The organism is Sphingobium sp. Z007, assembly GCF_900013425.1.
Taxonomy (GTDB): domain Bacteria; phylum Pseudomonadota; class Alphaproteobacteria; order Sphingomonadales; family Sphingomonadaceae; genus Sphingobium.
This window is the reverse complement of the sequence record NZ_FBXK01000005.1, coordinates 1661020-1683339: the sequence shown is the minus strand read 5'-3', so window position 1 is coordinate 1683339 and position 22320 is coordinate 1661020. Positions and strand designations below refer to the sequence as shown.

The following is a 22320-nucleotide window of genomic DNA, read 5'->3' as shown; positions in this document are numbered from 1 at the left end:
AGGTTCGGGCGGGGGTGACGAGGGAAATGACGTCCATGAATGCAATCACCGGTCTGGGGGTCATTGTCGATGAAGCGCGTCTCTTTGACGCAGTGACGGTCGCCGAGATCGACGCCTGGGTCTGCGCCCAGCCGGATTCGACGCCCTTTCATCGGCCCGGCTGGATCATGGGGGTCGAAGCAGGGACCAGGCAGAAGGCGAAGATGCTGGTGGCGCGCCAGATTGATGGGGCGATCGTCGGCCTGTTGCCGCTGACCTATATAAAATCGGCGCTGTTCGGACGCGCCTTGGTGGGCAGCGGCTTTGCCGTCGATGGCGGCATATTGACTAGCCATCGCAAGGCGGGACCGGCGCTGGCCGACGCCGCCTGGACGCTGGCGGAACGGCTGGGTTGCGACACGCTGGAATTGCGTGGCGGGGAAGCGCCCGGCGGTCCGATGTGGCAGGAGAAGACGGACGCCTATCTGGGCTTCGCGCGGACGCTGGCCGCCGATGACGAGGCGGAGCTGAAGGCCGTGCCCAAGCGCCACCGCGCGGAGATTCGCAAAGGTATGGCGAACGGCCTGCATTTCGAGGTGGGACGCGGCAAGCGGCTGCGCGACATCCATTATCGGCTCTACGCCCATAGCGTGCATAATCTGGGAACGCCGGTGTTTCCGCGCGCCTTATTCGATCAGATCATGGCTCGGTTCGGCGACAACGTCGACATCGCCCTGGTGTCGAAGGATGGCGTGCCGCTGTCGGCCGTCATCAGCTTCTATCATCGCGGCGCCTGCATGCCCTATTGGCATGGCGCGGGTGAGGGCGCGCGGGCGATGCGATCGAACGAATTTCTCTATTTCAGCCTGATGCGCGCCGCGCGCGAGCGGGGCTGCGCCGTCTTCGATTTCGGTCGGTCGAAGGTCGGCACCGGCCCTGCCGCTTGGAAGAAGACATGGGGGTTTGAGGGCGAACCGCTCGGCTATCATCTGCGCACCGCGCCGGGCAAGGACACGCGCGACGTCAATCCGCTTTCCCCGCAATATCGCCGAAAGGTGGAATATTGGAAGAAGCTGCCCGAATCGATCGCTAATTTGATCGGGCCGCATATCGCGCGAGGGCTGGGATGACCGGCGAAATCCTGTTCCTGTGCCACCGTATCCCCTTCCCGCCGGATCGGGGCGACAAAATACGGTCCTATCACCTGCTCCAGCGGTTGGCGCAGGTCGCGCCCGTCCATGTCGGTTGCTTCGCCGACGATGATCGCGACATGGGCTTCGCAGACGAGATGGCGCAGGTGACCGCCAGCCAGTGCGTGCTGATGCGCGACCGGTCCAAACTGGTAGCCGGGCTGATCGGCCTTACCAAACGCCGGTCGCTGCTGGTCTCGCTGTTCGACCATCCCGGCCTGCATCGCTGGGTCGCGCAGACGCTGGCGGAACGGCCGATCCGCGCTGTCGTCGCCTATTCGGCGCAGATGGCGCATTTCGTGCCAGTCCTTCCTGCGGACGTGCGTTTCCTGATGGATTTCGTCGATTTCGATTCCGCCAAATATGCGACCTATGGCGCACAGGGAGCGGGGCCGATGGGCTGGGTCAACCGGCGCGAGGGGCGGGTGCTGCTCGAATTCGAGCGGCGGACAGCGGTGCGGGCGGACGTCAGCAGTTTCGTCAGCGAGGCGGAAGCGGCCCTTTTCCGCGACGCCTGCGGCCTCGGCGCGGACCGCGTGGTCGCAATCGAAAATGGCGTGGCGCTCGACTATTTCGATCCGGCGGCGGAATTCCCTACGGTCGATCGAGGGGAGGGGCCGCTGCTCGTCTTTACGGGCCAAATGGATTATCGCCCCAATGTCGAAGCGGTCGAGAGCTTCGCCCGCCAGAGCCTGCCCGCGATCCGCACGGTCCATCCCGATGCGCGCTTCGCCATTGTGGGGCGCAATCCGGCCAAGGCGGTAGAGACGCTGGCGCAACTGCCTGGCGTGATCGTGACTGGCGGCGTGCCCGATGTGCGCGGGTGGCTGGCGGCGGCGGATGTCGTCGTCGCGCCGCTGCGGATTGCGCGCGGCATCCAGAACAAGGTGCTGGAGGCGATGGCGATGGCGCGGCCGGTCGTCGCTTCGCCCCAAGCGGCCGAAGGCATCGACGCCCGCGACGAGGTCCATTTCCTGGTCGCCGCCAATCCGGCGGAGGAAGCGGCCAAGATCGTCGCGCTGCTGGCCGACCCCGCGCGCGCGCAACGACTGGGGCTTGCCGCGCGGGCGCGGACGGAGGACCGCTATCGCTGGTCCGCAACCTTGGCGGCGTTGCCCGACCTGCTGTTCGGATCGCCCGCCAATAGCGCGTGCGCAGCGTGAACGAGCGGGCGATCTCCATGGACCGGCTGCCGCTCACGGACCTGACCGGCTGGCGCGGTCATCTGATCGCGCTGGGCGTGGTCGCTTTTGCGATCATCGCGCTGTTCTTCGCCGATGTTCGCACCATGGTATCGATATGGTGGAACGCCTCGACCTTTGGCCACTGCCTCTTCATCCCTTTCCTCATCGCCTGGCTGGTGCAGCAGCGCCTGCCCGGCTTGCGGCAGTTGGAGCCGGTCGCCTGGACGCCGGGGCTGCTCTGGCTGGGGGCAGGCGCACTGGCCTGGCTGCTGGGCGCGGCTGCGGGCGTGGCGATGGTGCGTCACGGCGCACTGATCGTGATGCTTCAGGGCGCGACCATCGCCCTGCTCGGCCCAGCGGTGGCGCGGGCGCTTCTCTTCCCGCTTTTCTATGCCTTCTTCATGGTGCCCTTCGGTGAGGAGATCGTGCCGCCCCTGCAATTGGTGACGGCGCGGCTGGCAATGCTGCTGCTCGACCTGTCGAGCGTGCCCGCGCATATGGAGGGCATCTTCATCACTACGCCGACCGGCTATTTCGAAGTGGCGGAGGCCTGTTCCGGCGCGAAATTCCTGATCGCCATGACCGCCTATGGCGCGCTGGTCTGCAATGTCTGTTTCAAGAGCTGGTCGCGCCGCGCGGTGTTCATCGTCGGCGCGCTCACCCTGTCGGTGCTGGCCAATGGCGTGCGCGCCTTCGCCACCATATTGGTCGCGCATCTCACCACCGTCGATGCCGCCGTCGGGTTCGACCATGTCGTCTATGGCTGGGTCTTCTTTGCGATCGTCATGGCGATCGTCATGGCCACCGCCTGGCCCTTTTTCGATCGCAAGCCCGGCGATCCCTGGTTCGATCCGCGCGCCCTGCAAGGTGCAGTGCCAGTGACGTCGCGCACCGGCGCAATCGCGGGCGGGGCCTTGGCGATGATCGTCGCGGCGCCACTCTGGCTCGCCGCGACCGCCGCAACCGCTGAGCCGCTGCCCCCGGTGCTGACCCTGCCGACTGTGCAGGGCTGGAGCAGGACCGACGCACGGCAAGCCTATCCGTGGAAGCCGCGCTTCGACGGCGCTGACCATTTCGTCATCGGGCGCTATCGCAACGGAGCGGGTCAGGTCGTGGATTTGGCTATTGCCGCCTATGCCCATCAGGACGAAGGTCGCGAACTGGTGGGCTTCGGCCAGGGGGCGGCCGATCCCGACGGCGAATGGGTCTGGTCGTCCCCGGCCCCCGCGCCCGCTTACGGCCATGGCGAACAGATCACCGCCCCCGGCCCCGTCGTGAGGCACGTCGTGAGCTTCTATCAGGTAGGCGGCGGCGCCTTGTCGGGCAGCAGGCCTACGGTCAAGCTCGCGACGATGAAGGCGCGGCTCTTGGGGCAGGACCAGCGCGCCGTCGCCCTATTGGTGTCGGCGGAAGACAGCGAAGGACATCAATCCGACGCCGCCATCGCTACTTTTCTGACCGATCTGGGCGATGTGCGGGTTTTGGCTGACCGCAGCGTCGGTATCCGCTAGGGCTTATTCGCATGTGCGGCATAGCGGGCATCTTCCATCTCGAAACGGCCAAGCCCGTGGACCCTTTGCGGGTGCGCGCGATGTTGGACGCCATGCCGCATCGCGGGCCGGACGGCAGCGGCATCTGGACCGCGCCGGGCGTGGGCCTGGGCCATCTGCGCCTGTCGATCATCGATCTGGAATCCGGCGCGCAGCCGATGTTGACCGATGACGAAAGCCTGGCCGTCGTCTTCAACGGCGAAATCTACAATTTCGCGGAAGTGCGCGCGGAACTGGAGGCGAAGGGCCACGTCTTTCGCACCCATAGCGACACCGAAGTCATCCTGCATGGCTATCGCCAATGGGGTGAGGATTGCGTGCAGCGCTTTAACGGCATGTTCGCGTTCGCGCTGTTCGATGCGCGGGCGCAATCGCTGTGGCTGGTGCGCGACCGGCTGGGGGTCAAGCCGCTTCACTATGCGCTATTGTCGGACGGCAGCCTGATCTTCGGGTCGGAATTGAAGAGCCTTCTCGCGCATCCCCTGCTGCGGCGCGCGCCAGACCTGAGCGCCGTCGAGGATTATATGGCCTATGGCTATGTCCCCGACGACGCCTGTCTGGTGGCAGGCGTGCGCAAGCTGGGCGCGGGGGAGACGCTGCGGCTGGTGCGCGGGCGGCCCCTGCCGCAGCCGCAGCGCTATTGGGATGTCAGCTTCGCCGACCGGAGCAAAGCGAAGCCGCAGGAATTGGAAGAAGAACTGGTGGCGCTGATGCGGCAGGCGGTGCGATCGCGCATGGTCGCCGATGTGCCGCTGGGCGCGTTCCTGTCGGGCGGTGTGGACAGCAGCAGTGTCGTCGCGCTGATGGCCGAAGCCTCCAGCCAAGCGGTGAAGACCTGCACCATCGGCTTCGATGTCGCCGCGCTGGATGAAACCGCTTTTGCCGATCGCATCGCCCGCCGTTTCGCAACCGACCATCGCACCCGGATCGTATCGCCCGACGATTATGGGCTGATCGACCGGCTGGCTTTCCATTTCGACGAACCCTTCGCCGATGCGTCCGCGCTGCCGACCTATCGGGTGTGCGAACTGGCGCGCGAGCAGGTGACGGTGGCGCTGTCGGGCGACGGCGCGGACGAGGCGTTCGCGGGCTATCGCCGCCATCGCTTCCAGATGCAGGGTGAACGCATTCGCGGCCTGATTCCCGCGTCCGTGCGCCAGCCATTGTTCGGGACGCTTGGCAAATATTATCCCAAGGCCGACTGGGCGCCCCGCGCGCTGCGGGCCAAATCGACCTTCCTCGAACTAGCGGGGGAGGGCGGCGAAGCCTATGCCGCGTCGGTCGGCGTCACGCCGCGCGCTTTGCGCCAGCGCTTGTTCAGCCAGGAGATGAAAAGCCGGCTGGGCACCTATCGGGCCGAGGATCGTTATATCAAGGCGATGGCGGATGCGCCCGCGCGCGACGCGCTGGACCGCGCGCAATATGCCGATATCCGCATCTGGCTACCCGGTGACATCCTCACCAAGACCGACCGGATGAGCATGGCCGTCAGTTTAGAAGCGCGCGAGCCGCTGCTTGACCACCGCCTGGTGGAGTTCGCCGCGCGCCTGCCAGTGGCGCAGCGCATTCGCGGCAATAGCGGCAAATACATCATGAAAAAGGCAATGGAGCCGTTCCTGCCGCAGGACATTCTCTATCGCCAGAAAATGGGCTTCGTTACGCCCATCAGCACCTGGTTCCGGGGCGCGTTGGCAGGCGAGGCGACGGCCATTGCGGGCGGATCGGCGCTGGCGAAAACGGGTTGGTTCGACACCGGAATGCTGGCGAAGGTGGCAGCCGACCATCGGTCGGGCGTGTCGGACCATGGCCGGTTGCTGTGGCAGTTGCTGATGCTGGACAAATCGCTGACGCGGTTGTTTGGGGTCTAGGAACCCAGTTCCGTTCGTTTCGAGCGTGTCGAGAAACGCGGGCACAAGGCTGACCGCTTCTCGACTGCGCTCGAAGCGAACGGACGTGGGTCTCGAACCCCTTGCAACCCGCGCCTGCCGGTGCCAACGGGACGCATGGCGATAAGCAGGGCGCAGCGGTGACAGTCTCCAAGGAAGTCGTGCGATTACGGCTCTATGCACTGTGCCTGGCGGGGGACATGGCAGGGCTGTTCTGCGCCTTCCTGGCCGCCAACTGGTTCGTGCTGGGCGCGCTGTGGGGTGAGCCGGGCAAGCCGCATGGCCTCGTGATGTTCGCGATGGTCGCGCCACTTTATGCGCTGCTGGCGGTGCAGGGCGGTGCCTACGGCATCAATACGCTGGACCGTGTGCGGCGCGGCATCGTTCGCGCGCTCTGGGCGCTGGCGCAGGCGGCGCTGCTGATGCTGTTGATCGTTTATCTGGGCAAGATCGCCGAGCAACTGTCGCGCCTGACCTTCATCACCGGACTGGGATTGAGCGCGGTGGCTGTCGCGTTGGTGCGTGTCGCGGTAGCTCGCTTGGCAGTTGCCCTGCTGGGCGATGTGCCGCATCTGACCGCCGTTATCCTGGATGGCGTATCGATCACGGTCGGCCCGCATATGCATGTCATCGACGCCGATGCCGCCAACCTTCATCCCGAACGGCATGACGCCGATATGGCGGCGCGGCTCGCCTCTGTCGTGGGCATGGCGGAGCGGGTGATCGTCGCCTGTCCGCTCGATCGCATGGCCGACTGGTCGGCGGCGCTGAAATCGCTGTCGGCGCGGGGCGAGATCGTCGTGCCCGAATTGCTGCGCTTCGCCCCGGCGCGGATCGATGAATTTGACGGCCAGCCTACCATCATCGTGGCGGGCGGCCCGCTGCATTTCCGCGATCGCCTCATCAAGCGGCTGTTCGACCTCATCGTCGCGACGCTCGCCACCATCCTGTTGTCGCCGATCTTGATCGGCGCGGCGATCGCGGTGCGGCTGACCAGTCCCGGCCCGGCGCTGTTCCGCCAGCCGCGTATCGGCAAGGACGCGCGTTCCTTTTCCATCTATAAGTTCCGCTCCATGCGCAGCGAGGCGAGCGATCACAAGGCGGCCACGCTGACCCGGCGCGACGATGATCGGGTGACGAAGGTCGGCGCCTTCCTGCGCAAGACCAGCATCGATGAATTGCCGCAACTGTTCAACGTGTTGAAGGGCGACATGAGCATCGTCGGCCCGCGCCCGCACGCCGCCGCGGCCAAGGCGGGGGACAGCCTCTACTGGGAAGTCGATGCGCGATATTGGGCGCGGCATTGCATCAAGCCCGGCATGACCGGCCTGGCGCAGGTGCGCGGCCATCGTGGATCGACCGACCATCATCAGGATCTGATCGACCGGCTCCAGTCGGACCTGGAATATGTCAGCGACTGGTCGGTGTGGCGCGACCTGCGGATCATCTTTGCGACGTTGGGCGTGCTGGTCCATCACAAGGCCTATTGAGCGATGGCGACCGACCTGCTTCTGGGCGCTGTCCTGCTGCTCTGCCTGATCGCTGTAGCGTGGCCGTTCCTGTTCTACCCGCTGATCCTGCGGGGACTGCCGACCGTGCCGGAAGCGCCGGTTGGCGGTCCGCCGCCCAGTGCCTCGCTGCTGTTCTGCGCTTATAACGAAGCGGGGGCGATGCCAGAGAAACTCGCCAATCTGGCGATGCTCAAGCAGCGTCATCCGACCCTTGAAATCCTCGCCTTCGATGATGGGTCGTCCGACGGCACCGGCGACCTGATCGCGGCCCAAGGTGATCTGGTAACGCTCATTCGTGGGCCGGGGCGCAGCGGCAAGGCGCATGGCATGAAGCAACTGGCGGCCCGCGCGCGGGGCGAGGTGCTGATCTTCACCGACGCCAATGTGTTGCTGGACGCCGACGCGATCGACAATCTGCTGGCGCGCTATGCCGACAGCCAGGTGGGCGGCGTGCTGGGATCGCTCCACTATATCGGCGCGGAAGACAGCGCGACCGCTGCGGTGGGCTCGCTCTACTGGCGGATCGAGGAGCGGTTGAAGGACGAGGAATCGCGTACCGGCAATGTGCTGGGGGCGGATGGCTCGATCTTCTCGATCCGGCGCAGCCTCTATCCCGATTTCCCCGACAGCGTGCTGGATGACCTGACCGTGTCGATGGCGGTCCTGTTCGCAGGCAAGCGCCTCATTAAGGCGAAGGATGTGATCGCGCGCGAACGCCTGGTGACCGCACGCAAAGACGAATATCGGCGCAAGGTGCGGATCGCCGCGCGCGCTTGGCACACCCATGCCCATTTGCGCGCGCAATTGCGCCGGATGGGGGCGATCGACCGGTTCAAATATGCGTCGCGCAAGATCGTTCGCTGGTTCGGCGGGCTGTTCATCCTGGTCGGCGCGGCGGCGGCCGGCGCGCTGGCGATGCGGGTGTCGCCTGCGCTCTATCTTGCAGGGGCGTTGGGCGCGGCGCTGGTCATCTGGATCGGCGTTCGGGCGAAGAGTGGCCCCTTTGCCGCGCTGGTCGATGTGCTGATCGCCTATGCCGCGACACTTCAGGGTGTGGCCAAGGCGATGACGGGGCGGACCGTGACGGTGTGGAACCCTGCCCAGTCTCGTTAAGCGCCGGGACCCTAGATCAACTCCGTTCGTCCTGAGTAGTCATTGAGCGAAGTCGAAATGGCGTATCGAAGGATCGTGCTCAGCGTCTGATGCTTTGATACGGGTCTTCGACTTCTCTCAGACCCTACTCAGCACGAACGGATCTGGTTATGTTAAAGTCATCCTTCGATACGAGCGGCGAAGGATTGTCAGGGCCGTGGCCTTCACTGCCCCTTCACATAAACCCGCTTGCCGCCGATCCAGGTTTCCAGCACCTGCGTCTGGCGTATGTCCGCGGGACGCGCCGTCGAAATATCGCGGTCGATCAGCAAGAAGTCGGCGCGCTGGCCGGGAACCAGACTGCCGAACTTTTTCTCGGCGAAACCGGCATAGGCAGCCTGGCGGGTGAAGCCGTCCAACGCCGCGTCGAAGCTGACCCGCTGTTCGGGCATCCAGCCGCCTGCGGGTTCGCCATTGGCGTCTTCCCGACTCATCGCGACGGCAATGCCCGCGAAAGGGTTGGGGCTTTCCACCGGCACGTCGGAGCCGAAGGCGAGCGGCACCTTATTGTCCAGCATCGCCTTCCACGCATAGGCACCGTTCAGCCTGGCCTCGCCCAGCCGCGCCGTCGCCATGCGCCAGTCCGACGCTTCATGCACCGGCTGCATCGACGCGATCGCGCCCAGCGGCCCGAAACGCGGCAGGTCCGACGGCGTGACGATCTGTGCATGTTCCACGCGCCAGCGCCGGTCACCCTTATAAGTGTCGTTCAGTTCCTCGATCGCGTTGAGCACTTCATGATTGGCCGCATCGCCAATGGCGTGGACGGCGACCTGGAAATTATCCATCGCCGCGCGGCTCATCGTGTTGCGCAACTGCGTATCGGAGATCATCGGCAGGCCGCGCTGGCCCGGCGCATCGGCATAATCGGCGCGCAGCCACGCCCCGCGCGACCCGAGCGCGCCGTCCAGTAGCAGTTTCACCCCGCCCATGCGCAGATGATCGTCATACAGCCAAGGCGTCGGTTCCGGCCCGGCGATCAGCACCATATTGTCGATGCCATAGGCGTAGGACATAATCCGCACGCGCAGCGCGCCGCGATCGGCCGAACGGCGGAACGCCTGCCAGTCGTCGATGCTGGTGCCCATGTCAGCCATGCCGGTGATGCCCACCGCCAGCAGCGCGCGCTGCGCCTTTTCCAGCGCGATGTCGCGGTCCTTGGGCGCGGGCGGCGGGGTGACTTTCTGGATCAGGTCCATCGCCTTGTCGACGAAGACGCCGGCCGGCTTGCCGCCCGCCATCTCGATCCGGCCGCCCATCGGCGCCTTGGTCGCGGCGGTGATGCCCGCCACGCGCATCGCCGCGCTGTTGGCCCAACCGGCATGACCGTCCACGCGCTCCAGCCAGACCGGAATGTCGCCGACTGCCGCGTCCAGTTCGGCGGCGGTGGGAAAGCGCCCCAACCCCCATTGCTCCTGGTTCCAGCCAGTGCCGATGATCCATTTGCGGCCCTCATTGGCCTGCGCATAGGAGCGGATTTTCGCTTGCGCTTCCGCCAGCGACCGCGTGTCCGACAGGTCGAGCGTAATGAGCGACAGGCCATAGCCCATCACGTGCCCATGCGCGTCGATCAGGCCGGGGATCAGCGTCTTGCCGCCGCCGTCCAGCTTGAAACTCGGCGCTTTGGGGCGTTCGGGCCAGGGTTGGCCTTTTTTCGGTTTCTTGGGTTTATATTCCGGCTCCTGATAGCGGCCGGGCAGCAACTTTTCGACCTTGCCATCATCGTCTATCAATAGCGCGCCAAAGCGCACAATCTTGCCGCTGGGATCGAGCGCGATCCCATTGACATTGTCAACCACCCCGCTGGCGTAGGCGGGGAGGGGAAGAGCGAGCGCGGCGACGGCCGCGAGATACATCGCCTTCATGCGCGGGTGATCCTGCGCACCAGCGCGCTGGTGTCCTGCCGGTTGCCGCCCAGCGCCTGCACATCGGCGTAAAATTGATCGACCATCGCCGTCACTGGAAGGGTCGCGCCATTGGCCCGCGCCTCCTCCAGCGCCAGGCCCAGATCCTTGCGCATCCAATCGACCGCGAAGCCGAAATCGAAACTGTCCTGCGCCATCGTCTTCCACCGGTTTTCCATCTGCCAGCTTTGCGCCGCACCGCCGGAAATCGCCTCGAACACGGCGTCGAGGTCAAGTTCGGCCGCCTGAGCGAAGCGCAGCGCTTCGGACAGGCCCTGCAAAACGCCGCTAATGCAGATCTGGTTCACCATCTTGGTCGTCTGGCCTGCACCCGCACCGCCGACGTGGACAATCCGCGCGGCATAGGCCTGCATCACCAGCTTGGCTGCCGCAACCGCCGGTTCGCTGCCCCCGCACATGATCGACAGCTTGCCATTTTCGGCCCCTGCCTGACCACCCGACACAGGGGCGTCGACGCTGTGGATGCCGCGGCTCTCGCCCTCGACAAACAATTGCCGCGCGATCCGCGCCGATACGGTCGTGTGGTCGATGAACAGGCTGCCTTCCTTCATCGTGCGGAAAGCGCCTTCGCGGCCCAGCGTGACCTGCGACAGGTCATCGTCATTGCCGACGCAACTGATGACGATATCCGCATCCTCCGCCGCCTTGGCCGGGCTGATAGCCACCGCGCCGCCATAGGCTTCCGCCCACGTCTTCGCCTTGCCAATGGAGCGGTTGTAAACGGTGAGGCTGTGCCCCGCCTTGGCCAGGTGCCCTGCGACAGGGCAGCCCATGACGCCCAGGCCGATAAACGCGATATTAGCCATATGCCTCGTACATGTTATGCGTGCGCCCTGCCATAGGGCCAGTTTTGCGACAGTGCCAGTTTCTTAACCCGCAATTTTCGTTTAGGTGCCCGGTCATGAACACGCTCGCCAAGATCGAAAGCGCCCCGCCGCTGCCCGTCACCGTCGATGACATCCTTGCCGCGCGAACCCGTATCGCCGGTTCGATCGTCAAGACGCCGACGCTGATCAGCCAGACGCTGTCGAACATGCTGGGCTGCAACGTCTATCTCAAGTTCGAAAATCTCCAGTTCACCGCCGCCTATAAGGAGCGCGGCGCGCTCAATCGCCTGATCCAGCTGGATGATGCGGCCAAGGCGAAGGGTGTAATCGCAGCGTCGGCGGGCAACCATGCGCAAGGGCTTGCCTATCATGGCAAGCGGCTGGGCGTGCCCGTCACCATCGTCATGCCCACCACCACCCCCACGGTGAAGGTCACCCAGACGAAGGGCCATGGCGCGACCGTGGTGCAATATGGCGAGAAGTTCGATGACGCCTACGCCCATGCGCGCCTGCTGGAGGTGGAGCAGGGCCTGACCTTCGTCCATCCCTTCGACGAGCCCGACATCATGGCCGGGCAGGGCACGGTGGCGCTAGAAATGCTGGAGGACGCGCCGGAGATCGACACGCTGGTCATCCCGATCGGCGGCGGCGGCCTGTTTTCGGGCATGGGGATCGCGGCGCGGGCGATGAAGCCGGATATCCGGCTTTATGGCGTTCAGGCGGAGCTGTATCCGTCGATGTACGACTTCATCAAGGGCGAAGCCCTGGCCTGCGACGGCGATACGCTGGCGGAGGGTATTGCCGTCAAGCAGCCCGGCGAACTGACCCGCCGCTTCGTGGAGCGGCTGGCCGACGACGTGCTACTGGTCACCGAACGGCGGCTGGAAGAGGCGCTGAGCCTGTTGCTGCAAATCGAGAAGACGGTGGTGGAGGGGGCGGGTGCCGCTGGCCTTGCCGCCCTGCTGACCTATCGGGAGAAATTTGCCGGGCGCAATGTCGGCCTCGTGCTGACCGGCGGCAATATCGACACGCGCCTGCTCGCCAATGTGCTGCTGCGCGATCTGGCCCGGTCGGGCCGTCTGGCGCGCCTGCGGATCATCCTGCAGGACCGTCCCGGCGCGCTGTTCCATGTCGCCCGCATCTTCGATCAGGAAGCGGTCAACATCTTGGAGCTGGCGCATCAGCGCATCTTCACCAACCTCCCGGCCAAGGGATTAAGCCTGGATGTCGAATGCGAAACGCGCGATCGCGCCCACCTGCAACGGCTGATCGCGGCGCTGCGCGAGGCCGGTTATGAGGTCGCGCCGATCGAGGTCGCATAAGCGGCAGGCGGCGCGCGAATCTTTTCGTGGTAAACGCCCTTTTCAGAGACGCGTCGGGGCGGCATAGTCTGAAACATGATCGACATGTGCCGCCGCCATGAATGGGAGACTGGAGCGTGACCGCCGCTTTCCGCTTTCCTCGATTCTTCGTCACCAACCCTAGCCCTTGTCCTTATCTGCCGGGCAAGAGCGAGCGGAAGGTGTTCACCGAGTTGAACGGGGACAATGCGACGGAACTGAACGATGCGCTGGGTCGGATCGGTTTTCGACGCAGCCAGAATGTCGCCTATCGGCCAAGCTGCGCAGACTGTTCCGCCTGCGTGTCGGTACGGGTTGTCGCCCATGAATTTCAACCCAATGCGACGCAGCGCAAGCTGATCCGTCGCAACAGCGACCTGATCGTCACGGCCTGCAAGCCTTGGTCCACCGAGGAGCAGTTCGCGTTGCTCCAGCGCTATCTGGTCGATCGTCATCCCGGCGGCGGCATGACCGAGATGGACGAGATGGATTTCTCCGACATGGTCGAGCAGACGCCGGTCGACAGCTATATCATCGAATATCGCGAACCGGGTGTCGATGGTCGCCCCGGAAAGCTGATCGGTGCCTGCCTGACCGACCGGCAGGGTGACGGACTGTCGATGATCTACAGCTTCTTCGATACGCAGTTGGAGCATCGGCCGGGGCTGGGCAATTTCATCATCCTCGACCATATCACGCGCGCGGCAAGCGCCGGGCTGCCCTATGTCTATTTGGGCTATTGGGTCGATGGGTCGCAGCGGATGCAATATAAGATCCGCTATCGCCCGCTGGAAAAACTCAGCCGCAGCGGTTGGGTGCGCTTCGACCCGCACGAGCAGGCGCAGGCCATTCGTGGCGCTCAGCAGCGGGACGAGCCGCCGCTTCCCGTCGAACTGGTGGGCATGTTTCGCAAATAAGCGGCGAAATCGGCTAAAAGTCGTTCGGGTAGATAACGGTTGAAATATTACCCGGCTCTAGCGGATTTGTTTAACTTTCTACGCTAGCTTTTTGCCATGCGCGGGAAGAGGACCATTGGATCGGGAGCGGATTGTGGACCGTTTCGCTGATCGCCGGTTTCAGGACGCCTGGTTGACGCCGGGCGAAGACCGCATTGCGCAGGACCTGTTCCTTAATCACAATGACGTCTTATTTTTTCCGGTCTTCGATCGGGTTTTACCGCCATTGCTGCGCTGGGTCGCTGACGATCGCGGGCGGCTGGTGACGGTCGAGCGGGAAAGCAGCCATTTCCTCCCGCGCTTCTTGGCTGACCCCATCGGCCTGGGCTGGCGCGCGTTACTGACACGACAAGATCGCCGCGCACTGCTCAAGGCCGCATCCGCAAATGAACGGCCTCCGCCGCTCACCTTGTCATTGCGCTGCATCGACGGACAGGATCGTTGGTGCCTGATCCGGATGATGCGGGTGTCGATGCCCGGACAGCAGGCGCAATGGTATGGCACGCTTGAGGATGTGCATGAACGGCATGATCGCGATTCGCGCGCACTGGCTGCCGCGCTGGCCGAAAGTCGCGAACATTATCGCGCCTCCGTCGAACTCAGTCCCCAGGTGCCATGGACGGCAGGTCCACATGGGGACATCCAGGAAGTGGGACCGCGCTGGTTCGAACTGACGGGGATGGCGCCGCATCGCGCGCTCGGCACCGGCTGGCTGGGCGCTTTGCACCCTGACGATATGGAGCGAGTGGTGGCGATCTGGCGCGGTCATCTGGCCAGTGGCGGGCCGGTCGACGTCGATTATCGCATCCGCCTGCGCGACGGCGACTATCGCTGGATGCGCGCGCGCGCAGCAGCGCGGCGCGATGCCAAGGGATCGATACTGCGCTGGTATGGGACGCTGGAAGACGTCCATGCCGAACGCCTGGCGCAAAATGCGTTGAGCGACAGCGAAGAGCGATTCCGCCTGGCGGTGCAATCGGCACGGCTTGGCATATGGGATTTCGATTGTGTCACCAGCATTCGCACCTGGTCGAACGAGTTTCGCAGGATGTTGGGCCTGGATGAAGACCAGCCGGCGAGCGCTGACATCGCGTTGACACTGGTCCACCCGGACGATCGCGCGCGGCTGCAAGGCATGCTGGACGCCGTCGCCATCGGCGTGGTGCCGCCGCATTTCGAGGCGACGTTGCGGATCTACAGGGCGGACAATGGCGCGCTCCGCTGGCTGCGCAGCACGGGTTGGACGACGCGGTCGGAGGCGGGGCGGGCCTTGCGCATCGTCGTCACCTTCCGCGACATGACCGACGAGCATGAGGCCGAGGAGCGTATTCGCTGGGCGGCAACCCATGATCCGATGACCCATCTGCCCAACCGCGCGCTATGGCAGGCTACGCTGGAGGCAATGGTCGCGCGGGCGCAGGCCGATGGCAAGCAATTCGGTCTGCTGCTGCTGGATATCGACGACCTGAAACGCACCAATGATTCCATGGGGCATGACGCGGGCGATGCATTGTTGTGCGCCTTTGCAGAAAGGCTGGCGTCCGTCGCGCCGCGCGATGCCGTGCTGGGCCGTCTGGGCGGCGACGAATTCGGCTTGGCCGCGCCGTCACTCAGCGACAGCGCGGCGTTGGAACGGTTCAGCGCGGGCTTGATCGAAAATATGCGTATGCCCCACGTCCACCAGGGACGTTCGCTTGATTGCGGCGTGAGCATTGGCGGGGCAGTGCTGGGGGAGCATGCCGAACGGGCCGAGGATCTGCTCAAGGCCGCGGATCTGGCGCTCTATGCGTCAAAGGCGGCCGGGCGCGGGCGGCTGACCCTGTTCCAGTCGAGCCTGCGATCGGAAGCGCAGCAGCGCAGCTCGATGATCCGCATGGCGCGGCAGGTGGTCGCCGATCGCCTTGCTATACCCTATTACCAGCCGCGCATCGACATGCGCAGCGGGCGGGTGTTGGGCTATGAGGCGCTGTTGCGATGGCACCATCCGCGATTGGGCGTGCAGTTGCCCGGCAGCATCGCCCCGGCTTTCGACCATGCCGAAATCGCGGTGGCCCTGACCGGGCAGATGCTCGACGCTGTGTTGGGCGATATCGCGCGCTGGCTGCAGGCCGGTTTCGATCCGGGTCGGGTGGCGATCAACACATCGGCGGCCGATTTCGCCAGCGGCGATTTTGCCGATCGGGTGCTGGGCCTGCTGGACCGCGCCGCCATTCCCACGGCGCATTTTGAGATCGAGGTGACGGAAAGCGTATTTCTGGGTCGTGGCGCGGAACAGGTGGCCGACGCATTGCAGCAATTCGCCGACGCGGGCGTGATCGTTGCGCTCGATGATTTCGGCACCGGCTTCGCCTCGCTCAGCCATTTGAAGCAATATCCGGTCGATGTGCTGAAGATCGATCGCAGCTTCGTCCGTAATATCGAGCAGGACGCAGGCGACGCCGCGATCGTCGACGCCATTGTCAAACTGGGCGGCAGTTTCGGCATGGAGGTGGTCGCCGAAGGGGTCGAAACAGCGTCCCAGGTCGATTTTCTGCTGAACCAGGGTTGTGTAGTCGGGCAAGGCTTTCATCTCGGCCGTCCGCAGCCGACCGGGTCATTCAGCCCCCCGCGCTTCGCTGGATATAGATAAGGGCCGGGCCTCTATGGCCCGGCCCCCGGCCCAGCGTCGTGACTCGCGGGTCGTCCCCTATTTGCAGCGACAGTTGCGCACGGCCCTGCGGCGCACTGGCTGGCGGACCCTTTCGGTAACATAGCTGGTCGTCGTGGTGGTCGTCGTTTCGGCAGGATTGATGGTGACGGTGGTCACCACTGGCGCCGGATAATAATAGCCGCCTGCGATATAGCCGCCGCCCTGTTGCACCACCGGTCCCGGACCCGCTGACCAATGCGGCGCGCCGGCATAGGGAGGCGCATCGTAATCGACGCCCGCGCCACGCACTTCGCCTTCGAACCGGCCATCATAGGTGCCGCTCACCTGCCGCCCGTCGTCGGTGGTCCAGGTGCCGGTCCAGCGGCCTTCATAGTCATTCTGAGTGGTCACGCTGTCGTCGGCATAGCCATAACTATCATCATAGCCCACGCCCGGACGACGCGGCGGGGGCGGCGCGTTGCGGCGCGGCCCGTCTTCCGCCTTGTCGATCGCCAGGCCCGCCACGGCGCCAACCCCGGCGCCGATCAGCGTGCCGGCGGTGCGATTGCCGCGCCCGGCGATGCGGTTGCCCGCCACACCGCCCACGACCGCGCCGATCGCGGCGCCGCCCACGCCATTGTCCCGGCGCGGCTCGTCATAGTAACGGTCATCATCGCCATCGGGGCCATAGCCGCCTTCATAGCGGTTCCAGTCGATGTCGCGGCGCGAGTCATAGACCCGGCCGTAACGGTCGGTCATCACCGCATCGTCATAATAGCGCGACCAGCCATAGCCATAAGCGGGGGCGGGCAGGCCGTAGGCGCCATAATTGGCGATATAATAATTGGGGCTGGTCCAATATTGCGGCAGGACATAGCCATAGACAGGGCGCTGATAGCCGCCCCAGCCGCCCGGCGCGCGCCAGCCGGCGAACCAGCGGCCATTCTGGCGCTGCCCCCAGCGATGGCCGCCCTTGTTCCAGTTTCCGTTCCAGCCGCCGCCGCCCGGACGCGGCATGTGCACGCCGGGACGGGGGCCGTTGTGCGGCATCGACCCGCCGGGGCGTGGTCCGTTCGCGCCGCCCGCGATCGCCGGCGTGGCGACGCCAGCGAGCGCAAGGCTCGCCCCCAAAAGCAATAGGGTTGGAGTCCGCATGGTTAACACTCCCTGTTTTTACGGCGCGCCAACCGGATGCGCAGCCTAAAATACTAACGCTGGGTTTAGCATGGTGATCCGCCGCTATCCATGATCCAGACGGTCAAATCCTGTCCCGAAACGGGGCGGAAAGGGGCGCTACTGGAAGGAGGCCGTGAAGAAACAGAGTTAACCGATCAGGAAATGCGCGCTGCGATCCGCGCCGCCAGCGCCTCCAGCCCCCTGGCATCATCCGAGTCGAAGCGAGCGGGCAGCGGACTGTCGAGATCGATGACGCTGATCAGCCGCCCGTCATGCAGGACCGGGACCACGATTTCGGACGCGCTGGCTGCGTCGCAGGCGATGTGGCCGGCAAAGGCGTGGACGTCCTCCACCAGCTGGGTTTCGCGGGTCGCCGCCGCCGTGCCGCAAACCCCCCGACCGATCGGAATGCGGATACACGCCGGCTTCCCCTGAAACGGGCCAAGGACCAGTTCGTCCTCCATCAGGCGGTAAAAGCCCGCCCAGTTGAGATCGGGCAGGAATTGCCAGAGCAGGGCGGCCACATTGGCCATATTGGCGACCGGGTCCGGTTCGGACACGGTCAGCGCATCGGCGGCCGATAGCAGGTCGGCATAGAGAGTGGGCTTGTCGGCGGCGCGGGCGGAAAAATCATACATGGCCCGGATATAGGGGCGTCCTCCTGCTGCGGCCAGAGCGCGACAAGATTCCGTTAACCAAAAACCGCTATCGCCGTCGCAAGGCCTGAATTTTCGAGGGTAACGATGTTTGCGGACGCTGCGCATAGCCTGTCTCAACTGCACCGGGATGCGCGCGCCATCGATGTGTCGATCGTCATGCCCTGTCTGGACGAAGCGATCAGCCTACCCCACTGCATCGCCAATGCGCGCCGCGCGCTGGACCTGATAGAGGCGCAGCATGGACTGTTCGGCGAGATCGTGATTGCCGACAATGGATCGACCGATGGCAGCCAGCAACTGGCGACAAGCCTGGGTGCACGTATCGTGCCTGTGGCGCGGCGCGGTTACGGCGCGGCGCTGATCGGCGGCTGCGAGGGCGCCTATGGGCGCTATCTGTTGATGGGCGATGCCGACGGCAGCTATGATTTCACCGACGGCGTGGCGATGATCGGCGAGTTGCTGGGCGGAGCGGACCTGTGCATGGGATCGCGTTTCAAGGGTGGGATCGCGCCGGGGGCCATGCCGTGGAAGAACCGCTATATCGGCAATCCGGTGCTGACCGGTATCCTCAACCTCTTCTTCCGGTCGGGCATTTCCGACGCCCATTGCGGCCTGCGCGCCATCACGCGCGACTGTTTCGCGTCGCTCGGCCTGTCGGGCAGCGGCATGGAATTTGCCAGCGAGATGGTCATCAAGGCCAGCCTGCGCCGTTTCCGACTGGCCGAAGTGCCGGCCACGCTGTCGGTCGACCTGCGCGACCGCGCGCCGCATTTGCGGCCCTGGCGCGACGGCTGGCGGCATTTGCGCTATCTGATGATGCTCAGCCCGACCTGGGTGTTCGGCGTGCCGGGCGTGGCGGCGCTGGGCGTCGGTCTGGCGATCTTCGCTATGGCGCTGATACAGGCGCTGGCACCTGGCAGCTTCCCGGCGGTCGGCAATTATTGGGTCGTGCTGGCGGCCGCTCTGATGTCTGGTGGGCATTTGTGCGGCCTGTTGGCCTTTGCTGGCAAGCTCTATGGTCTGCGCGCCGGCTATCGCGCGGCGCGACCGTGGGAATTGTGGTTGGGCGAGCGACTGTCGCTGGAAGCGATGCTGTTATCGGGCCTGGCCCTGGGTGGAACCGGTGTGGCGGCGCTGGCTACCGTGTTCTGGAAATGGACAGCGCGCGATTTTGGCGCGACCTACAGCATCCTGCCCGCAGTGCTGGGCACGACGCTGGTCACTATAGGCATGCAAACCGTCATGGGCGGGTTCCTGCTGGCGATATTGGGTGGCAATGAATCGCGCTTTTACCGGATGCACGCGAGGTTGCCGCTGCGCTGATGTCGACACCACGGCTTTCCATCATCATGCCAGTGCATGAGGGCGAGACCTATCTCGACGCCGCGTTGGCGAGCCTGCCGGATGACGCGGACGGACTGATCGAGGTGATAGCACTGGATTCCAGCAGGACGATGCGCTGTCATGATATTGCCGCGCGCCACGCCGGGCGACTGACCCTGCGCTACGAATATCGACCCGACATCCAGTCCTGGACAGCCAAGACCAATCGGGGCGCGGCGATGGCCCGCGCGCCGCATGTCGCGATGTTGCATCAGGATGATCTTTGGCTTCCCGGACGATTGGGCAGCATATTGCACGCACTCGATGCCGATCCCGATGCTGCGATGCTGTTGACGGACGCGACGATCATCGATGCAAGCGGGCGAACCCTGGGCTGCTGGCGTTGCCCGCTGGAAGGCCGGTCGAGTTGGGAGGGGGCAGCCGTCCTAGAGCGGCTGCTGGTGCAGAATTTCGTGGCGTTGCCCTCCGTCGTCATGCGCCGGGACATTTGGAAAGCGGCAGGCGGGCTTGACGAGAGCCTGTGGTACACGCCCGACTGGGACATATATATGAAGGCCGCCATGCGGGGCCGGGTCAGCTATATTGCCGAACAGACCGTCGCCTTCCGCATCCATGGCGGGTCGCAGACAATGCTGGGCAGCCGGACCCCGGCGGATTTCCTGAATCAGATGCAGATTGTCGTCGCCCGCTATGCACCGGTCATCGCTGGGCCAAGGGCGCCAGCCATCCGGCGCATTGCTGCGGCATCGGCGCGCATCAATTGCCTTCTGGCCGAAGCGATGCATGGTCGCCGCACGGCGCTTGCGCAAATCATGGGCGAGTTGCTCAGGCTGGGCCCGTCTGGTACGTGGCATTACATGCGCCATTCGCGCATCCTCGACCGCCTCTTGCCCCGTGTCCAGGCAAGGTTGAGAGGGGCGTTGTAATGTACGAACGGCTTGCGCGCCTGATGCGGTTCGGCATGGTCGGCGGCGGCGTGACCTTGATCGCCTATCTGCTGTTCCTGGGGGCGATCGCCGGCGGCCTGCATTATCTGGTCGCGAGCGTGCTGGCGTGGGCCGGGGGGCTATGTGTCGGCTTTGTGGCGCATCGGCATCTCACCTTCGGCGACCGTAACGGATGGCGCGGCCAGATATGGCGTTACATTGCCGTGTACCTGCTCCAACTTTTGTTCGGGACGGCAACGCTGGCCGCTCTGATCGACCTGGCGGGATTGGCCCCCTGGCTGGCTTATCCGGTCAACATCGTTTTCACGGCCACATTCAGCTATGTGCTGATGAGCCGCATGGTGTTCAGGCCAGCGGCTGACGTGCAGCGCGCCTGACGCTGGCGCAGAGCTTCTCCAGGCGCCGGAACCGGTCGGTCGATGTTTCTTCGGCGGGAATAACCCTTTGTATCGGGGCAAGCTGTTCTTCGCCGATGAACGCGACGCTGTGCATCCGGCAGAGCGCCATCATCGCGTGATCGTCAAGCTGACTTGCCATCAACCGAACGGGCCGGTTGCCGAGGTCGGGGCGATTGGAGACCAGGTCGCCGCCGAATGCTGCGGCAAGATCGTCGATGACGACCATGTCGCTGTTTGTCCGGTCGATGGCGCGGGACACGGTAGCATAGGGCCGCACAATGCTGGCGGCCAAGGCGATGTGGACGGGCACGACGCCCAGGAAGGTGGCGATGTTGGCGGCTGTCCACAGGGCCGGCGTGCCGACCCGTCTCCGAAGCGCCGACCAGCCATAGCCCCCCAACAGGCAGGCATTGCCGATGATCCCATGCAGGTAGCGATACCCCCATCCATGCCCCTGATAGGCCAGCAGGAGCGTCGCGGCGGCAACGGGCAGGATCAGGCCCGCCAGCAGGGAGAGGGCCAGCGGGTCGCGCCACGCGAAACGCACGCCAGTCACCACCAGCGGCACCAGCAATAGATGCTGCCAAGCGACGAAGCGCAGCAGGTTCAGGCTCATCAGCCACAGACTGATCCCGTCGAAGCCGGACAACAGCATCGTGATGCGCGCGCCATAGCCAATCTGACCGCCCTGCATTGCTGCTCCTCCTGCTGCATTCGCCGCAAAATGGGGCCAGGCGAGCCAGGCGAGGCCGATCCCCGCGTAGATCAGGCCGTACAGGCAAAGCAGCCGCCAGCGCCGCTGCCAGGCCAGCATGGCGAAGAACGGGAGTACGAACAGCGGGTGAAAAATCGGCTGATGCCAGCCGGTTGCGATCAAACCTACGCACACGGCAAAGCCATGGCCCGATGCCCCGCCGCGCAGGAAAAGCGCCAGCCAGACAAGATTGAGCGCCAGATAGCCGGGCATGGCATAGCTGCTCATCCCCATCACGACGATTTGCGAAGAACCGGCATAGAGCAGGAGAGTGGCGACCTGCGCGCCGCCGTCGTGAGGCCAAAGGCGCCGGGCAATGCGCCAGAGGGCGATCGCGCCGATTGCGGTTAGAAGCGGATTGGTCAGCCCCGGATCAACGACCATCCCCACCAGGGTTCGCGCCAGTGCATGGACCGGCAGATAGTCCGACAGCCATGCTCGATGCCCGGCGATCGGCAAGATGAATTGCTGGTTGAGGGCCAGAGCATTGTCCTGCCAGAAGACAGGTAACGGCCATCCCAAGCGAGCATAGCGATAGATAAACCCGTCGAACAAGGCCATCTGTTCGTCGCGTGTCAAAGCATAGCCGTCGAAGGCGAGGCGATGGCCGATCCAGCAGATAAGGAGCAGAAATACAGGAATGCTCCACCAGAACCGACCTAGCTTGTCCGCCCATCGCGGCATGGCGGGCGCGGTCCCAAGGCCGAAGCGGACCAGCAGCATCAGGATCAGGATAAAAAGCGCGTCCTGCCGAACGAAGAGGAAAGCGGCGAATTGCCTCTTGTCCTGAACGGGATCGATCAGGATGCCGGCAAAGGCCAAAAGCATCAAAATGCCCAGGACGTAAAAGATCGCCTTCCCGTCCCGCGTCATTCGATCGTTCATGCCGTTGACGTCCCCCATCATGCGCTGA

At 64.7% G+C, this 22320-nt stretch carries 17 protein-coding genes; 12 read left to right on the top strand and 5 right to left on the bottom strand.

Going from position 1 to position 22320, the window contains the following annotated elements; genetic code table 11:
* Positions 1-35 precede the first annotated feature (35 nt).
* From CEQ44_RS16135 to CEQ44_RS16110, 6 genes are all read left to right on the top strand, one after another.
* Positions 36-1109: a FemAB family XrtA/PEP-CTERM system-associated protein gene (locus tag CEQ44_RS16135; protein ID WP_088184660.1), complete on the top strand. Its 1074-nt coding sequence runs from the start codon at positions 36-38 to the stop codon at positions 1107-1109.
* On the top strand, positions 1106-2332 hold the full coding sequence (locus CEQ44_RS16130) for a TIGR03087 family PEP-CTERM/XrtA system glycosyltransferase (protein ID WP_088184659.1): 1227 nt from the start codon (positions 1106-1108) through the stop codon (positions 2330-2332). Before CEQ44_RS16135 ends, CEQ44_RS16130 begins: the two co-directional genes overlap by 4 nt.
* The gene (xrtA, locus tag CEQ44_RS16125; protein WP_088184698.1) at positions 2329-3864 is read left to right on the top strand and encodes an exosortase A; all 1536 of its coding nucleotides are present in this window, start codon (positions 2329-2331) and stop codon (positions 3862-3864) included. The genes CEQ44_RS16130 and xrtA overlap by 4 nt, the downstream gene beginning before the upstream one ends.
* Positions 3865-3875: 11 nt before the next feature.
* A complete protein-coding gene (locus CEQ44_RS16120; RefSeq protein ID WP_088184658.1) occupies positions 3876-5771 on the top strand; it encodes an XrtA/PEP-CTERM system amidotransferase in 1896 nt (631 codons plus the stop codon).
* Positions 5772-5929: 158 nt separating this feature from the next.
* A complete protein-coding gene (locus tag CEQ44_RS16115) occupies positions 5930-7279 on the top strand; it encodes a sugar transferase (protein ID WP_088184657.1) in 1350 nt (449 codons plus the stop codon).
* Between the two features lie 3 nt (positions 7280-7282).
* On the top strand, positions 7283-8413 hold the full coding sequence (locus CEQ44_RS16110) for a glycosyltransferase family 2 protein (RefSeq protein ID WP_088184656.1): 1131 nt from the start codon (positions 7283-7285) through the stop codon (positions 8411-8413).
* 203 nt (positions 8414-8616) lie between these two features.
* Here the strand turns inward: CEQ44_RS16110 and CEQ44_RS16105 are convergent, their stop codons facing one another.
* Together CEQ44_RS16105 and CEQ44_RS16100 are read right to left on the bottom strand one after the other, a co-directional pair.
* On the bottom strand, positions 8617-10308 hold the full coding sequence (locus tag CEQ44_RS16105) for an amidohydrolase (protein WP_088184697.1): 1692 nt from the start codon (positions 10306-10308) through the stop codon (positions 8617-8619).
* Between the two features lie 5 nt (positions 10309-10313).
* Positions 10314-11183: an NAD(P)-dependent oxidoreductase gene (locus CEQ44_RS16100; RefSeq protein WP_088184655.1), complete on the bottom strand. Its 870-nt coding sequence runs from the start codon at positions 11181-11183 to the stop codon at positions 10314-10316.
* A 95-nt stretch (positions 11184-11278) separates the two neighbouring features.
* On the opposite strand from CEQ44_RS16100, the gene CEQ44_RS16095 reads away from it, so the two are divergent.
* The 3 genes from CEQ44_RS16095 (at position 11279) to CEQ44_RS16085 (ending at position 16129) form a co-directional block, all read left to right on the top strand.
* On the top strand, positions 11279-12526 hold the full coding sequence (locus tag CEQ44_RS16095) for a threonine ammonia-lyase (RefSeq protein ID WP_088184654.1): 1248 nt from the start codon (positions 11279-11281) through the stop codon (positions 12524-12526).
* A gap of 116 nt (positions 12527-12642) precedes the next feature.
* On the top strand, positions 12643-13461 hold the full coding sequence (locus CEQ44_RS16090; RefSeq protein WP_088184696.1) for an arginyltransferase: 819 nt from the start codon (positions 12643-12645) through the stop codon (positions 13459-13461).
* A 133-nt stretch (positions 13462-13594) separates the two neighbouring features.
* A complete protein-coding gene (locus CEQ44_RS16085; protein WP_088184695.1) occupies positions 13595-16129 on the top strand; it encodes an EAL domain-containing protein in 2535 nt (844 codons plus the stop codon).
* Positions 16130-16186: 57 nt separating this feature from the next.
* Here the strand turns inward: CEQ44_RS16085 and CEQ44_RS16080 are convergent, their stop codons facing one another.
* Positions 16187-17284, bottom strand: coding sequence for an RcnB family protein (locus tag CEQ44_RS16080; RefSeq protein WP_088190096.1), 1098 nt, complete (start codon positions 17282-17284; stop codon positions 16187-16189).
* 176 nt (positions 17285-17460) lie between these two features.
* A complete protein-coding gene (locus tag CEQ44_RS16075; RefSeq protein WP_088184653.1) occupies positions 17461-17943 on the bottom strand; it encodes a GAF domain-containing protein in 483 nt (160 codons plus the stop codon).
* Between the two features lie 105 nt (positions 17944-18048).
* On the opposite strand from CEQ44_RS16075, the gene CEQ44_RS16070 reads away from it, so the two are divergent.
* The 3 genes from CEQ44_RS16070 to CEQ44_RS16060 are packed head-to-tail and all read left to right on the top strand — an operon-like array spanning position 18049 to position 20632.
* Entirely contained in the window at positions 18049-19287 is a 1239-nt protein-coding gene (locus tag CEQ44_RS16070) for a glycosyltransferase family 2 protein (RefSeq protein ID WP_088184652.1), read from the top strand.
* A complete protein-coding gene (locus CEQ44_RS16065; RefSeq protein WP_088184651.1) occupies positions 19287-20234 on the top strand; it encodes a glycosyltransferase in 948 nt (315 codons plus the stop codon). The genes CEQ44_RS16070 and CEQ44_RS16065 overlap by 1 nt, the downstream gene beginning before the upstream one ends.
* A complete protein-coding gene (locus tag CEQ44_RS16060; protein WP_088184650.1) occupies positions 20234-20632 on the top strand; it encodes a GtrA family protein in 399 nt (132 codons plus the stop codon). Before CEQ44_RS16065 ends, CEQ44_RS16060 begins: the two co-directional genes overlap by 1 nt.
* Here CEQ44_RS16060 and CEQ44_RS16055 read toward each other — a convergent pair.
* Entirely contained in the window at positions 20601-22313 is a 1713-nt protein-coding gene (locus CEQ44_RS16055; protein ID WP_088184649.1) for a hypothetical protein, read from the bottom strand. The genes CEQ44_RS16060 and CEQ44_RS16055 overlap by 32 nt on opposite strands.
* Positions 22314-22320: the final 7 nt, after the last annotated feature.